15 protein-coding genes are annotated in these 14778 nt (G+C 54.3%); 8 read left to right on the top strand and 7 right to left on the bottom strand.

Going from position 1 to position 14778, the window contains the following annotated elements; genetic code table 11:
• Position 1: 1 nt before the first annotated feature.
• The 4 genes from AAC620_RS07015 to AAC620_RS07000 all read right to left on the bottom strand — a co-directional run bounded on the left by AAC620_RS07015 (position 2) and on the right by AAC620_RS07000 (position 4472).
• Positions 2-805 (bottom strand): SDR family NAD(P)-dependent oxidoreductase, encoded by an 804-nt coding sequence (locus tag AAC620_RS07015; protein WP_340243802.1) that lies wholly within the window; start codon positions 803-805, stop codon positions 2-4.
• Entirely contained in the window at positions 805-2232 is a 1428-nt protein-coding gene (locus tag AAC620_RS07010) for an AMP-binding protein (protein ID WP_340243801.1), read from the bottom strand. Before AAC620_RS07010 ends, AAC620_RS07015 begins: the two co-directional genes overlap by 1 nt.
• Positions 2232-2810: a thermostable hemolysin gene (locus AAC620_RS07005; protein WP_340243799.1), complete on the bottom strand. Its 579-nt coding sequence runs from the start codon at positions 2808-2810 to the stop codon at positions 2232-2234. The genes AAC620_RS07010 and AAC620_RS07005 overlap by 1 nt, the downstream gene beginning before the upstream one ends.
• 261 nt (positions 2811-3071) lie before the next feature.
• On the bottom strand, positions 3072-4472 hold the full coding sequence (locus AAC620_RS07000) for an amidase (protein WP_340243798.1): 1401 nt from the start codon (positions 4470-4472) through the stop codon (positions 3072-3074).
• 165 nt (positions 4473-4637) lie between these two features.
• Here AAC620_RS07000 and AAC620_RS06995 point away from each other — a divergent pair, with 165 nt between their 5' ends.
• Both AAC620_RS06995 and AAC620_RS06990 read left to right on the top strand, forming a co-directional pair.
• A complete protein-coding gene (locus AAC620_RS06995) occupies positions 4638-5702 on the top strand; it encodes a glycosyltransferase family 4 protein (RefSeq protein WP_340243797.1) in 1065 nt (354 codons plus the stop codon).
• On the top strand, positions 5695-6579 hold the full coding sequence (locus AAC620_RS06990; protein WP_340243795.1) for a UDP-2,3-diacylglucosamine diphosphatase: 885 nt from the start codon (positions 5695-5697) through the stop codon (positions 6577-6579). The genes AAC620_RS06995 and AAC620_RS06990 overlap by 8 nt, the downstream gene beginning before the upstream one ends.
• Here the strand turns inward: AAC620_RS06990 and aroQ are convergent, their stop codons facing one another.
• Positions 6580-7017 (bottom strand): type II 3-dehydroquinate dehydratase, encoded by a 438-nt coding sequence (gene aroQ / locus AAC620_RS06985; protein WP_340243793.1) that lies wholly within the window; start codon positions 7015-7017, stop codon positions 6580-6582. It lies immediately after the preceding gene.
• A gap of 150 nt (positions 7018-7167) precedes the next feature.
• On the opposite strand from aroQ, the gene AAC620_RS06980 reads away from it, so the two are divergent.
• A complete protein-coding gene (locus AAC620_RS06980) occupies positions 7168-7842 on the top strand; it encodes a flagellar motor protein MotB (RefSeq protein ID WP_340243792.1) in 675 nt (224 codons plus the stop codon).
• Positions 7787-8173, top strand: a complete 387-nt coding sequence (locus tag AAC620_RS06975) for a FlgD immunoglobulin-like domain containing protein (RefSeq protein WP_340243790.1) — start codon at positions 7787-7789, stop codon at positions 8171-8173. The genes AAC620_RS06980 and AAC620_RS06975 overlap by 56 nt, the downstream gene beginning before the upstream one ends.
• A gap of 6 nt (positions 8174-8179) precedes the next feature.
• Here the strand turns inward: AAC620_RS06975 and ubiB are convergent, their stop codons facing one another.
• Both ubiB and ubiE read right to left on the bottom strand, forming a co-directional pair.
• Complete coding sequence (ubiB, locus tag AAC620_RS06970) at positions 8180-9709, bottom strand: 2-polyprenylphenol 6-hydroxylase (protein ID WP_317657206.1); 1530 nt, start codon at positions 9707-9709, stop codon at positions 8180-8182.
• 3 nt (positions 9710-9712) lie between these two features.
• Positions 9713-10477: a bifunctional demethylmenaquinone methyltransferase/2-methoxy-6-polyprenyl-1,4-benzoquinol methylase UbiE gene (gene ubiE / locus AAC620_RS06965; RefSeq protein ID WP_340243789.1), complete on the bottom strand. Its 765-nt coding sequence runs from the start codon at positions 10475-10477 to the stop codon at positions 9713-9715.
• A gap of 88 nt (positions 10478-10565) precedes the next feature.
• On the opposite strand from ubiE, the gene mutM reads away from it, so the two are divergent.
• The 4 genes from mutM (at position 10566) to dnaA (ending at position 14698) form a co-directional block, all read left to right on the top strand.
• The gene (gene mutM / locus AAC620_RS06960) at positions 10566-11432 is read left to right on the top strand and encodes a bifunctional DNA-formamidopyrimidine glycosylase/DNA-(apurinic or apyrimidinic site) lyase (RefSeq protein ID WP_340243788.1); all 867 of its coding nucleotides are present in this window, start codon (positions 10566-10568) and stop codon (positions 11430-11432) included.
• A 64-nt stretch (positions 11433-11496) separates the two neighbouring features.
• Positions 11497-12273 carry an enoyl-CoA hydratase gene (locus AAC620_RS06955; RefSeq protein ID WP_317657209.1) on the top strand — a complete coding sequence of 259 codons (777 nt, stop codon included), beginning with the start codon at positions 11497-11499 and terminating at the stop codon, positions 12271-12273.
• Positions 12274-12433: 160 nt separating this feature from the next.
• Complete coding sequence (gene rpsT / locus AAC620_RS06950; protein WP_317657210.1) at positions 12434-12703, top strand: 30S ribosomal protein S20; 270 nt, start codon at positions 12434-12436, stop codon at positions 12701-12703.
• 618 nt (positions 12704-13321) lie between these two features.
• Positions 13322-14698, top strand: a complete 1377-nt coding sequence (gene dnaA / locus AAC620_RS06945) for a chromosomal replication initiator protein DnaA (protein WP_340243787.1) — start codon at positions 13322-13324, stop codon at positions 14696-14698.
• Positions 14699-14778: the final 80 nt, after the last annotated feature.

Raw genomic sequence — 14778 nt, 5'->3', positions numbered from 1 at the left:
ATCAGACCTTTTCGTTTTCTGACGGCACATAGGGCAAGGGATGCGTGGGGATCCGTTTGGACTGCTTGATAAGGGCGTTATCCACCACCGCGGGAATGAGCGCATTGAGCCCTGCAAAAATCCGTTCAGCCATGCCTGGGTAAACAGTGCTGCGCCGTTTGGTGATGCCGTGCCATGCTTTGCGCGCGACTTGTTCGGGACTATCTAATTTCATCTCAAAGGGTGCGATGAGATGGTCAAATTGCGATTGCGCTGGTGTCCGTGTGGCGCGCGGCGCGATATAGCTGACGGTGATGGAATATTCCTCTAATTCGCGGCGAAGTGCATCGGACAGGCCGCGCAAGGCAAATTTGCTTGCGGAATAGCTTGTGAAATAAGGAAAAGCGATCATCCCAAACATTGAGCCGATATTGGCGATATGCCCTTTACGGCGCGCCAAGGCAGGGATCAGATCGCGCGTGAGCAAAATCGGTGCGATTAGGTTCGTCTCCATCACGCGCGCAATGTCGTGATCTTGTTGATCGGTGATCCGTCCTACGCTGAGACAACCTGCATTGTTGATCAGCAGATCCAACCCATCCCCGATTGCATCACAGATACGAAGGCGATCTTCGCAACGGGTGATGTCTGCATCGACCACAACTATGGAAACGCCCGTGATCTGTGCCGCTGTTTCCTCAAGTGCAGAAAGACGGCGACCAACCAAAACCAAATCGTAGCCTGCTCGCCCCGCTTCGAGGGCAAGGGCGCGGCCAATGCCAGAACCTGCGCCTGTGATGACAGCTAAGGGTGGATGGGACGACATTAAGCATATTCCTTTGCTGGGTAGGTGAGGGGAAATTTCGGGGCGGTTTTCGACAATTCGGACAGCATATTGCGAGCAATGCCGCCGCCTGCTTTCAATAGATTTGGCAGATTGGCAGGAACCATGATCACCGAAGTTGGGCGGGCGTAACTTGGCAATGCCGCGAGATGGGTTGCGATATGCTCTGGGGTGATGTTCCCGCGCAAAGCGGCAAGAATTTCCAACTCGCCTTGTGGGGTCTGCCATAAACCTGCTGCAACAATGCGCGGATCCGCACCAAGGCAGGCTTCGACCCATTCGGGGTTTATATTGCGGCCCGCCGGGGTAACGATCAGCCAGTCCTTGCGGCCCTCGATGACAAGATACCCATCTTCAATGTGCCCCAAATCGCCTGTGCGCCATGGGGATTCAGGGGCAGGGGCGCCAAGATAGCCCTCCATAACGCTTGGGCCAGACACAACGATTTCACCGTTATCAATCCAAGCGTTCACGCCTGATAGGATTTTTCCAACTGTGCCTTGACGCGAAGCACCCACGCGGTTCATCGCCACGACCGAGCCGCATTCTGACAGGCCGTAACCTTCGTAGACGGGAAGTCCGAGATCGGCAGCCTGTTCGAGCAATGAGGGGGACGTATGCGCGCCCCCGACTGCGACAAAGCGAAAGCTGTCGGGCGCTTTGATGCCTTTGGATTTCAGATGTGCCACGATGACCGATAGCAGAGCAGGCACAAGAATGGTTGTGCTGGGTTTGCTGTTTATCATCGCCGTGATCACGGGCTGTGGATCGCCGCCCGACAGGGCTGCGAGCGCCGCTGCGCAAAATTCAATGCGCGCGCCACATAAGAGCGGCACATAAAGACCCGCGATTTGCTCCAAAAGCTGCGCCATTGGCAAAAGTGAAAGATGCACATCCCGTGCATCAGGCGCGATCGCATCGCGTAGCCCTGTGATCACGGTTTGCATTTGTGTTTCGCCAATAACCACACCTTTAGGCGTCCCTGAAGAGCCTGAGGTGAAAATGATCCGCTTCGCACCCGCGATTGGCTGAAAATCTTCCAGATCATCATGCGCGGCAGGTGGCGCGGGTAGGGTAATCTGGGGAAGGTCAGGCTGGTCTTGTCCAATAACCGCGGTCAGGCCTGCGGCTTGGATGATATGCGCTTTTTGCGTGGTGGAAAAAAACGGGGGCAGATGCACGCTGATATGACCGCACGCGGTTAGCGCCAGATCTGCCAATGCAGCCTCTAGTGGATCAGATGTGGCAATGCCAATCACCTGTTGTGGCCCCTGCAAATGGGGGCGGCAGGCGGCAAGGAAACCCTGCAAAGCGCCATAGGTAATTGTCCGCGCCCCTTGGCCAAGTGCGATGGCCTCAGGCCTTTGTCTGGCCGTGGTGGCGATGGCTGCAAAGACTGACGCGACCATTACACAGCCCTCGCCGTGGTCAGGTCGTGACCCGCGACTTGGGCAGGATCACGGAACGCGCAGATCCAAGGGTCTTGCTCATAATAGCAGCCCCATTGGGACGCATGCGGCACGCAGGTAGCTTCGGCTTTGCTGAGCAAGATCGGGGTGATTTTAGCGCGCGACAAAAGTCGCCTAATCTGGCGGGTGGCCGTGAATATACCCCAGCCAATCTGCTGTGACTGACCCCATTGGAACACTGTGCGCAAGGTTGGATAAATGGCAAAAGGTGACCGACAGGCAAGCCCCCCGACCTCTAGGACATCGTGCGGTTGAACATTGCATCCCGTTTGCAGGCTCAGGCGTTCATGAATGGGTTGATCCAGATAATGCTGTGAAAAGAACCCTTCGTCATGGGTGCGAATGCCCGCTGCACAGGTGATTTGGTCGGCATCGGCCATGGTTAAAACCAAGCGCGGCGGTCGAAAGGATATCTCTGCGCCAAATGCCGTGCGATAGCTGTCACGCATATGCACCAGTCCAGACTCATAAAGCGGCGCAGTGCGGATATTATTTTGTTCAATCAGAAGTGTATTCACGAGATGGCCTCCATCTGGCCGAAAGACCGAAAGCTTGAGTCGACTCGTGTAGATTTGCGGCTTAGGCCTGCCGCGGGCTATTGGACTATGGTTATGTTTTGATCCAAACTTTGAATTTATAACTTCGGTTTACGGCGGCCTGAAAGTGGTATGGCCCATATCTTCGCTGCCCCCAGTCAAAAGCCCCATTTGGACGGGGCGCAAGGCGGCGTTAGATATTGCCTTCATCGCTTGACGCGGATCTTGATTGAGTGGCGGCGGTTACAGGGTGGGGCGATTGTCCTTCCACGGATTGACGCTGTGATAGGCATTGGCAAGCGCCAGAAGCTGCGCGTCTGATCCTTTTGGCCCGATGATTTGAATGCCCGCGGGAAGGCCTGTTTCACCAAAACCAGCTGGCAGGGTTAGGGCGGGTAAGCCGCCAAGGCTTGCGGGTGTGACGACCGCCATCCAGTGGTGATAGGTATCCATTGTGCGGCCATTGATCGCCTCGGGATAGCGTAGCTCTGCCGCAAAGGGCCATGTCTGCGTTGCGGGGAGGGCTAGGAAATCAACGGTTTCAAAGCTGCGCGCAGCGGCCCGTAGCCAGTCAGATCGATCCGCACTTGCGGCGAGAATATCGGCAGGGGTTAGAGATTGACCGCCCTCAATCTCCCTAATCGCTTCGGGTTTTAGCAGGTCGCGTTGTAGAGGATTGGACGCATAGCCCCCCAATTTTCCCAAGATTGCAAAATGCCGAAGCCTGCACCATGAGGCCCAAATCTTCTCGAATGGGAAAGGTGGTTTGTCTGGCGCAACTGTGGCACCTGCTTCGGACAGAATTGCCAAAGAGGCCTCTAGATGGGTGATCAGGCTGGGCTCCAAAGCTAAGGCCCCACCCCAATCGCCAAGCCATGCAATTTTGGCCCCAAAGAAATGCGGCAGGTTTTGAAAGTCACATTTGGGCCAATGATACGGCACGCGCGGATCAGGCCCTGCAAGGACATTTAACAAAAGTGCCAAATCTTGTGGGTTGCGTGCCATTGGCCCATCGGTAGACAAGGGATGCATGACCATTTCGCCTTGGGGTTCGGCGGGCACCAGACCATGCGTGGGCCTCAGGCTATAGAGATTATTCCACGCGGCCGGATTGCGCAGGCTGCCCATCATGTCTGATCCATCGGCAAGACTGACCAAACCCGCCGCCAAAGCCGCACCTGCGCCGCCCGATGACCCGCCTGCCGATTTTTCTAAATCATAAGGGTTTTTGGTTATGCCGTAGATGGGATTAAAGCTGTGCGATCCTAAACCGAACTCAGGCACATTCGTCTTGCCGATTAAAATCGCACCAGCGGCCCTAAGGCGCGCTGCAAGAAGGTCGTCTTTGCTTGGCACGAAATCTTTGAAAATTGGTGATCCCCAGCTGCTTGTGATCCCTTTGGTGGCAACCAAATCTTTCACAGCAAAAGGCAGGCCATGCAGTGGCCCTTTTAGAGGGGCCGCGTCCATGGCGCGGGCCTCGTCCATCAAGGCAGCTTCATCACGGAGCGCCACGATGGCATTGATCTTGGGATTGATCGCCGCGATGCGCGCCAAGCTTTCTTCCATCAGCGCGCTTGGAGAAAGACTGCCCTTGGCGATTTCATCCATCAATTCATGGGCGGGGCGATAAGCTGTCGTCATGATCCATCTCGCAAAATGTGGTTGCCCCATAAAGACCGAAGCCTGCGCTGTTGTGAAGATATAGCAAATCTCAGAAATTTTTGGCTTTTTGCACAAGTTGACACGCACCTGTCACAAAGACGCGCCATCTGAGACGAAGTTTGATGGCGGATCAGCGGGGCGACTATGGGCGGCACCTCAACAGCGCCAATGCCAAAACGGGTTTTAATCATTTCGGACGCATGGGGCGGCCAGATCAATGGTGTGGTGCGCACTTACCAAAATATCATCGCTGCGCTTGAAGCGCGCAATGTGGATGTTCGGGTCGTTGGCCCAGAAGATTTTCGGCGGATCGCGCTGCCGTTTTACAAAGAGATTGAACTGGCAATCTTACCCGCGCGCCCTTTGCGCCGATTGATTGAAGACTATGCGCCAGATGCAATCCATATCGCGGTTGAAGGCCCACTGGGTTGGGCGGCTTGGCGCTATTGCACAGCGCGCGGCATTCCATTCACCACGGCCTTCCACACCGATTTTGCCCGATATATTGCCCTGCGCGTTCCCAAATTTTTAAGCAGTTTCGCTGAGCGGAGTGTCATGGCCGTTTTGCGTAAATTTCATAATGCCTCGACCTGCGTATTTGTTGCGACTGCGCGGATTGAGCAGCAGTTGCGAGATAGCGGGTTTACCGCGCCGATGGTGCGGCTGTTGCGTGGTGTGGATTATAATCTGTTCTATCCCGCCCCCCTTGCAAAGCGCGCCGAGCCTCCAAGGCTTCTCTATGTGGGGCGCGTATCGAAAGAGAAGAATATCGAAGCTTTCCTCAATCTTCCCATTGCAGCGGAAAAAATCGTTGTGGGAGATGGCCCGCTTTTGCCACATCTCCGCAAAGCCTATGGCAGCGTGCGGTTTACAGGCAGCTTAACAGGGCGCGCTTTGGCCGATGCCTATCGGGATGCGGATGTTTTCGTATTTCCTTCGCGCACTGATACGTTTGGAATTGTTTTGATTGAGGCGTTAGCCTCAGGCCTGCCAATTGCGGCTTTTGATGAACCAGGCCCATCGGACATTATGGGTCACGATCCGACCCTTGGGGCGATCAGTGACACTGATCTTGCGGATGCTGTGCGCCGCGCTCTTGCTGCCAAAGGTAGCCCGCAAGAGCGGCATGAAAAAACCAAGGCGCGCTATTCATGGCCCGAAGTGGCCGATGTGTTCCACAAGAACCTTGTCTGCGAGAGCCATGGCTGATCCGCGCCCTCAGCCAATCAAGATCAGAAGTTTGTTTCTCTCTGATCTGCATATGGGCCACAAAGCGGCTGATCTTGCGGCCGTTCGGCGGCTCTTGGCGCGCTATGAATTCCGCAACCTGTTTTTGGTTGGCGATGTGATTGATGGCTGGAAATTAGAAAAGCGTTGGTTCTGGAATGAGGATTGTCAGAACGTGTTGGGCGAGATACTGCGCCTGCGCCGCGATGAACGTGTGCGCGTCACGGTCATCACGGGCAATCATGACGAAAAGTTGCGCGAGATTTTACCCACGGTTCTCCGACCATTGATTTTGCGAAAATTCGGGCTTCGGATTGAGGAGCGGGTGATCCATTTGGCGGCTGATGGGCGGCGGTATTTGGTCATGCATGGCGATCAATTTGACAATCGTCTGGTCAAAGGGTCGTCTAAATCCTTGGATAATCTTTGGTCTTGGTTGACTGAGAAAGGCTATGTTCAGCCTATCAACCCGCGCCGCGTCTCAGAGGTGGCCAGTCGCAAGAAACGATGGTCTTTGCGCAAATCCATTGAAGGGGGGATGCCGCTTTTGGGTCAGTCCTTCAAACGGCTCGCGCTTGAGCGCGCTGCGCGTGACGGGTTGGACGGCATCATTTGCGGCCACAGTCATATGCCTGAATTGAGCCAAGCCGGCGGGGGTGTGTTCGCAAATTGTGGCTCATGGGTGCGCCGTGACGGGCCGCATCACGCGATTGCCGAACATGAAAATGGCCAGCTTGAGTTGATTGAAACAGCGCCAACAGGGGACACGCAGTCAGATTTGCCCCGCCGCAATGATGTGCTTGGCGCGACTGTGGAAACCTATATCCGAAAGCTATGGCATGACCGCCGCGTGGGCTAATTATGCGCCATTTAGGGTCACGATGCGCCGCGTGGCGGCCTCATATCCGTCAAGCCCAAGCCCTGCGATCACGCCTTCGGCACGCCCAGAGACATAGGAGTGATGGCGAAACGCTTCGCGTTTATGAACATTCGATATATGCACCTCAATCACTGGCCCCTCATAGGCACAAAGTGCATCATAAATTGCGATTGAGGTATGGGTATAGGCGCCTGGATTGATGACAATACCACAGGCGGCTTCGCGCGCCTCATGGATCCAGTCAATGAGTTGGCCTTCGTGATTTGATTGGCGCAAAGAGAGGTCAAACCCTTCGGGAAGCAGCGCCTTACACCGCCGTTCAACATCTTCAAGGGTTTCATGCCCGTAAATATGCGGCTCTCGCTTGCCCAAGAGATTAAGGTTTGGGCCATTGAGAATGTAAATCATCCGCGCCATCGTTATGCCATCCTATATGAGCAGATTGTTCTTTCGCGCAGTTAACCACGGCTTTGGGGGAAGTGCAAAAGCCGTTTACCCGATCCTAAAGTTTCTCGCATTACGCTCTGGGCTCGTGAGGCTTTGTCTTTGGGAATGTGGATGCCGCCTATGGCTGATGATCTGAAAAATCGCCCCATTATCATTAAACGGAAAAAGGTTGTTGGCGGGGATGGTCATCACGGCGGCGCGTGGAAAGTGGCCTATGCGGATTTTGTGACCGCGATGATGGCGTTCTTTATGTTGATGTGGCTTTTGAACGCCACAACCGAGCAGCAGCGCAAGGGTATCGCAGATTATTTTAGCCCCAATGTTCCAATTGCCCGAATTTCTGGTGGTGGCGAGGGCGCATTTGGCGGTGAACGCCCCTTTTCCGAGCTCTCCGTGGCGCAAAATGGCACAGGCGCGACCAATCGCCGACCCACAGAGGGGCGGCAGAGTTTGGGGGCAAGCGGCACAAACTTTGAAAACCAGCCCATGGGGGATCAGCATATGCAGGCGGCCAACCAGTTCCTTGAGGCCGCCGCCGCCCAAGATGCCGTGCTGGCGCAGGCATTGGCCCATGTGCAGATGCGCGTCACGGATGAGGGCTTGATCATCGAAATCTTTTCGCGCCCTGAAGCACCGCTTTTTACCCCTGATGGGGCGGCGGGGGATATCCTGCGTATTCTTGCCCCTGTGATGGTAGAGTTGTTTGACATCGTCACAAACCCCTTGGCCCTTACGGGTCATGTGCGATCCGAGCCTGTCATGGTGGCCGAGGAGACGCGTTGGCACCCCTCTTGAGCTTGAGGTGACGCCAAATGATCGTGCCGCGCGGATGGAATTGGTGGTGATGAATTCCGGGGGCCAAGTTGTGCAAACCCAAGCAATTGACCCTGCAGGGGGACGGCTCACATGGACGGGTGAAACAGAGGCAGGCGCCGCTTTGCCGAATGGCACCTATCGATTTGAGACGCGCGCCTATATCGAGAGGGAGGAGGTTCCAAAAACCGAACCTGTCCGCGTATTTGCCCGCATTCATGAAGCGCGGATGGAGGGGGATCAACTGCGACTTGTTATGGCAGGTGGGGTTGAAATCGCCGCCGATCAGGTTGAGGCGCTACGCATGCCATAAAGACGCCTATAGAAATTCAGCGATTGCCAAAATCCCCCCCGCCAAACCAAAGCCGAGCGCGCCATAGGCCACACGCTCCTTCCACCTTGAGACAGGTTTTGTAGGTTTGGTGTTGACCTGCGCAAGCAGCGCCGCCTCAGCTAAATCTGGCAAACGCGGGCCAAACCGCGCGAGAACCTTTGCGGTTTTCAAAAGGTCGGCGATTACGGCTTTAGGCCCAATGTTGCGGGCGATGTAATCTTCGACCACGGGCTTTGCCACATCCCAAATATTGATATGTGGATCAAGGGAGCGCGCAACCCCCTCAACAACAACCATTGTGCGTTGCAGCAAGATCAGTTCAGTGCGCGTTTCCATGCCAAATTTTTCAGTCACATCAAATAGATATGACAGAAGCCGTGCCATCGAAATGCGGCTTGCATCCATGCCGAAAATTGGCTCGCCAACCGATCTGAGGGCTTGCGCGAATTGATCAACATCGCGATCGGCGGGCACATATCCCGCTTCAAAATGCACCTCTGCCACGCGGCGGTAATCTTTGCGAATAAAGCCCATCAAAATTTCGGCATAGACGCGGCGCGTGTATTCATCGAGCCGCCCCATGATTCCGAAATCCAAGGCCACAATGTCACCCACAGGTGAAACTTTGAGATTTCCTTGGTGCATATCGGCATGGAAATAGCCATCCCGCAGCGCGTGGCGCAGGAACATCTGCAGCACGCGCGCGGCTAAGGCGCGGCGGTCAAAGCCTGCCGCGTCAATCGCCGCGACATCGCCAAGCGGCACACCTTTGGCCCAACTCATCGTCATCACCTGCCGTGATGACAGGCCCCATTGAATTTGGGGCACATCAAAGCCTTCGTCATTTGCCGTGTTGGCCGCAAATTCCCCTGCTGCGGCAGCTTCGATTCTCAGATCAAGTTCCTGCAGCACCACACCTTCGAAATGCTCGACCACTTCACGCGGACGCAACCGCCGCGTGGCAGGCGCAAGGGTTTCGACCAACCATGCGATCAGGTAAAAGGCATCGATATCTTTGCGAAAGGCGCGCCCGATTTGGGGGCGTAACACCTTAACTGCAACCTCTTGTCCTGTCTCAGCCAAGGTCGCTTGATGCACTTGCGCGATAGAGGCGGCTGCGACTGGCTCGGAAAAGGCGCTGAATAATTGGTCGACAGGAATTTCCAATTCATCGGAAATGACCTTTTTGGCGCGCTCTGTCGAGAAGGGTGGCAGCTTATCTTGCAGCACGCGCAATTGTTGCGCCAATTCTGAACCCACCACATCAGGGCGGGTCGATAGAATTTGCCCAAATTTGATATAGGCAGGGCCAAGGGCCGTCAGCGCGCGTGTTACAGGTGGTAGTGCGGGGTCACCGCGATGCCCCAGCCATGCAAACGGCAGGCCCAAAACCCGTGCTGCAATGCGCAAGGAACGCGGTGCCTTCAGCGCCTCAAGCGCCACACGCATTGCACCTGTGCGCTCGAATGTGGCGCCTGTGCGGATAACACGCCAAATATTATGTGGCCCGCGCATCGGTTAAATTTTCCAACCAGAATGCAGCGCGGCGATGCCAAAGCTGAGATTGCGATAGGATACTTGCTCAAACCCAGCGGTGCGGATCATCCCTGCAAAGGTCTCTTGATCGGGAAATTTACGGATCGACTCGACCAAATATTGATAGCTGTCGCGATCATTGGCGATCATCTGACCCATGCGCGGTATCACATTGAATGAATAGAGATCATAAAGCTTTTGCAGGCCCGTATTCGGCAATTGGCTGAATTCCAAAACCATCAGGCGTCCACCAGTTTTGAGGACACGAAACGCCTCATTCAGCGCATCCTGCACTCGGGTCACGTTACGGATGCCGAAGCTGATGGTGTAGACGTCAAAACGATTGTTTTCAAAGGGCAGCGCCATGGCATCGCCCACAATCCAATTCAGGCTGTCGGCCATATGCGCGGCTTCAGCGCGCTTTTGCCCCTCGATCAGCATGGATTGCGTCATATCAAGCACTGTTGCCTTCGCAGAAGGCGCGCGTTTGAGAAAGCGGAAAGCGATATCGCCCGTCCCGCCCGCAACATCGAGCAAGTCCTGACCCGCGCGCGGGGCAAGCCAATCCATCATCGCATCTTTCCAAACGCGGTGAATGCCTGCGGACATGACATCATTCATTACATCATAGCGGCTTGCCACATTGGAAAACACGCCATGCACCATGCCTGCCTTTTCATCCTCGCCCACGGTTTGGAAACCGAAATGGGTGGTGCGGCTGTCTTGGCTTTCATCTTTCGACGTCATCGGGCCTTGCCCTCCTTCTCAACTCCCCTCTCTTATAGGCAGCAAGGGCCGCCTGACAATGCGACGCTTGGAACAAGGAGTGAAGAATTTGCCAGAACTTCCCGAAGTGGAAACAGTGCGCCGTGGTCTTATCCCCGTCATGGAGGGGCAGGTAATCACAGAATTGCGCCTCAATCGTGAGGGTTTGCGTTGGCCATTCCCTGCCAATATGGCGCGGGATGTTTCTGGAGCGCGTATTCTGCGTTTGCGGCGGCGGTCGAAATACATCTTGATGGATTTAGATCGCGGCACGACTGTCTTGATCCATTTGGGCATGTCGGGGCGAATGTTGATTTCGCTGCCTGAAGGCGCGCGCGAGACACTTGCGCAGTTTGTGCATGGCCATCCTGCCCCTCAAAAACATGATCACGTTGTTTTCGAAATGGCACAAGGCGCGCGTGTCACCTTTAACGATCCACGCCGCTTTGGTGCGATGGATTTGTTTGCGACTGCGGGTGAGGCGGATCACTGGTTGATCCGCGAGATCGGCCCAGAACCTTTGGGCAACCAGTTTGATGAACGCTATTTGGTCGATGCGCTGTCTGGGCGCAAAACACCGATCAAGGCGGCATTGCTCGACCAGCGGATCGTGGCGGGCTTGGGAAATATCTATGTTTGCGAATCCCTGTTTCGCGCGGGGATATCCCCAACCCGTCAAGCAGGTCGAATTGCACCTGCGCGTGTTGCCTCCCTTGTCCCAATCATTCGCGAGGTTTTATCCGAGGCACTTGAAGCGGGCGGGTCATCCTTGCGTGACTATCGCCAAGCAGATGGGGAATTAGGATATTTCCAGCATGGATTCCAAGCCTATGACCGCGAAGGCCAGCCTTGCCTCAAGTCGGGATGCGCGGGCGTGATCCGCCGTATTGTGCAATCGGGGCGGTCAAGTTTCTACTGCCCTGCCTGCCAAAGGTAGTTTCAACTTTTGGCTTATCCTGTTAACCCTGCCGCGAATGCGAACCTGCGAGGATTGACTGGCAATGGCCTATGAAACCCTGATTGTGGACATTGAAAACCATGTCTGCCTAATCAAGCTGAACAGACCCGATGCGTTGAACGCGCTGAACATTCAGTTGCTCGGCGAATTGTCCAAGGTCATTAAATCCGCCAATTCTAATGATAAGGTTCGCGTAATCGTTATTACGGGCTCGGATAAGGCCTTTGCCGCTGGGGCAGATGTCAAAGAAATGTCCGAGAAAAGCTTTGTCGATGTATTCGCAGGTGATTTATTCACAACTGAGACTGAAGAATTACTGCGCTGTCGCAAGCCCATTATTGCCGCCGTTGCGGGTTACGCCTTGGGCGGGGGATGCGAATTGGCGATGATGTGCGACTTTATCATTGCCGCGGACACGGCAAAATTCGGACAGCCTGAGATCAATTTGGGCATTGTCGCGGGGATCGGTGGCACGCAGCGCCTCACCCGTTTTGTGGGTAAGTCGAAAGCGATGGATATGCATCTGACAGGCCGCTTCATGACCGCTGAAGAAGCAGAGCGGGCAGGTCTTGTCAGCCGTGTTGTCCCTGCCAAAAAATTGATGGAAGAGGTCATGGGTGCGGCGGCCAAGATTGCTGAGAAATCCATGGTCACTGTGATGGCTGTCAAAGAATCGGTCAATCGCAGCTATGAAACCACGCTTCGTGAAGGCGTTTTGTTTGAACGCCGCCTGTTTCATGCGCTATTTGCCACTGAAGATCAAAAGGAAGGCATGGCAGCCTTTCTTGAAAAGCGCGAAGCTCAGTTTCGCGACAAGTGATTCAGGGCTTCACATTCTGTCAGAATTCCCGTAATGCGCCCTTCAGACATGCGTGTGAGGCCCGCTTTGGCCAGAGGACCCGGTTATAAACCCGTGGTTGGTGCTGGACAGGCGCGCGTTGCATTTTAATTGATACGAGCCTGAGAGAAGGGATCAACCGATGGCAAATACGCCTCAGTCCAAAAAACGCGCCCGCCAGAATGAGCGCCGCTATGAAGTAAATAAAGCGCGCCGTTCGCGTATCCGCACCTACCTGCGCAAAGTTGAAGAAGCGATTGCAACAGGCGATGCATCTGTTGCTGCAGCCGCGTTGCGCGATGCACAGCCTGAGCTGATGCGCGGTGTGACAAAAGGTGTCCTGCATAAAAACACGGTTGCGCGGAAAATGTCGCGCCTGTCGGCCCGTGTGAAGGCGCTTTCGGCCAAGTAATATTGGGCTTTGACCTAATTATTATGACAAATTCGCCCGCTTTTGCGGGCGTTTTTTTTGGGAAAATCTTTGTCGATCAAGGCCGTTCTGCGGATGCATCAGATTCGGCTTTGAAAAAGAATTGTGTCAAGCGTGAAGTTCTATTGCGAGGGGGGCGCGACTCCCGCTAGCTTCGCAAGGTGATTCAGATTGTCTGGGGGGACAGCTGACAGGTGTAAGAACCAACGCGCGCAAATTTTCGTGCGCGGCGCAGGGTGGATTAATCTGCCTACAGGTTGAGTGATGCCTTTGCGTTTCTACGTATGGTTATCGCTGTGACCTATGGCTTAGATGCCAAGCGTCTGCACCGAAGGTGTTTGTGTTCCCTCGAGAGAGTGACCGTATTTTAAGAACGGCAAAATAGGATCTCGCAAACTGCGGGTGGGCACCTTTTTTGCAAAAATCGTTCAAGACGGTTCGCTCTCGCGGTTTGGACGTTGCAAGCGGGCATATTTATGCCGTTGGACTTGCAATGGGTCAGGCAGATTTTCTGAAAACGTTAAGCGGGGATAATCCGCGTGGGAACTGCCAGAACGGTGGTTTTCGTGCGGCAAAATTAAAAATAAGTGTAGGTGCATGATGACGAACGACAAGTGGGCGGATGTGTGTAATGAACTGCAATCGGCGATTGGAAAGAATAACTTCAAATCTTGGATTGAGCCGATTGAGTTTGACCGCATCGATGCCCGCATCGCGCGTTTCCGTGTCCCCACGAATTTCTTTGGCACTTGGGTTTCGCAAAAATTTGGGGATGTAATTTTGCGCCACCTGCATGGCGCAGGGCTTGCAGTAGACCGCTTGGAATTCTTGGTGCAGAGCGCGCCCCAAACACCTAATGCACCGCAAACGCCTGCAGTTGAGGCGCCAGTGCAGTCTGCGCCTGACCTCTCGGCCGCGATCAGCGCCGATGCGGACATTCCTTTGTCTAATTTGAACCCTGCTTATACGTTCGAGAATTTTATCGTGGGCAAACCGAATGAGTTGGCCCATGCCGCCGCGCGCCGTGTTGCCGAAGGTGGCCCCGTGGCGTTTAACCCGCTGTTTCTTTACGGCGGTGTTGGCCTTGGCAAGACCCACTTGATGCATGCGATTGCTTGGGAGTTGACCAAAAACAAGCCCAATCAGCGCATTCATTACTTATCTGCTGAACAGTTCATGTATCGCTTTGTGCGTGCGCTGCGGGAAAAAGATACTATCGGCTTTAAGCAGATGTTCCGTTCGGTTGATGTTTTGATGGTTGATGATGTGCAATTCATCGCAGGCAAAAATTCTACACAAGAAGAGTTCTTTCACACGTTCAACGCTTTGGTGGAACTTGGTAAACAGATTATCATTTCGGGGGATCGTGCGCCTGTTGATATGGAGGATCTCGACAGTCGGATCGCCTCGCGTTTGCAATGCGGCTTGGTGGTGGATTTACATCCAACCGATTACGAATTGCGCCTTGGTATCCTGCAATCCAAACTCGAAACACAGCGCCAACGCTATCGTGATTTGAAAATCGCAGACGGGGTTTTGGAATTCATTGCGCATCGTGTCTCATCGAATGTGCGGGTGCTTGAAGGAGCCTTGACGCGTCTTTGCGCCTTTGCTGATCTGGTGGGTGCCGAAATCACGCTCGATCTGACCCAAGAATGCCTTTCTGACATTTTGCGCGCGACCAGCCGCAAGGTGACGATGGATGAAATCATCAAAAAAACCTGCGACTATTACAAAGTGCGTCCAGCAGATTTGATGAGCCCCAATCGCGCGCGCAATATTGTGCGTCCTCGGCAAATGGCGATGTATTTGTGCAAGAAATACACAACGCGATCCTTGCCAGAAATCGGGCGCAAATTTGGGGGCCGTGATCATACGACCATTTTGCATGGTGTCCGCAAAATCGAAGAATTGATGAGCACGGATAGCCAATTCGTGGAAGATGCAGAATTGTTGCGCCGTCTATTGGAGGCGTGATTTTCCGCACTAAGCCATGCCAATCGAAAGATTGTCATTGACCCCGACTGTGCCAATCGAAACATTGCTGATAAAATACT

Source organism: Roseobacter sp. HKCCA2468 (assembly GCF_037805105.1).
Taxonomy (GTDB): domain Bacteria; phylum Pseudomonadota; class Alphaproteobacteria; order Rhodobacterales; family Rhodobacteraceae; genus M30B80.
This window is presented reverse-complemented; position numbering and strand designations above follow the sequence as displayed.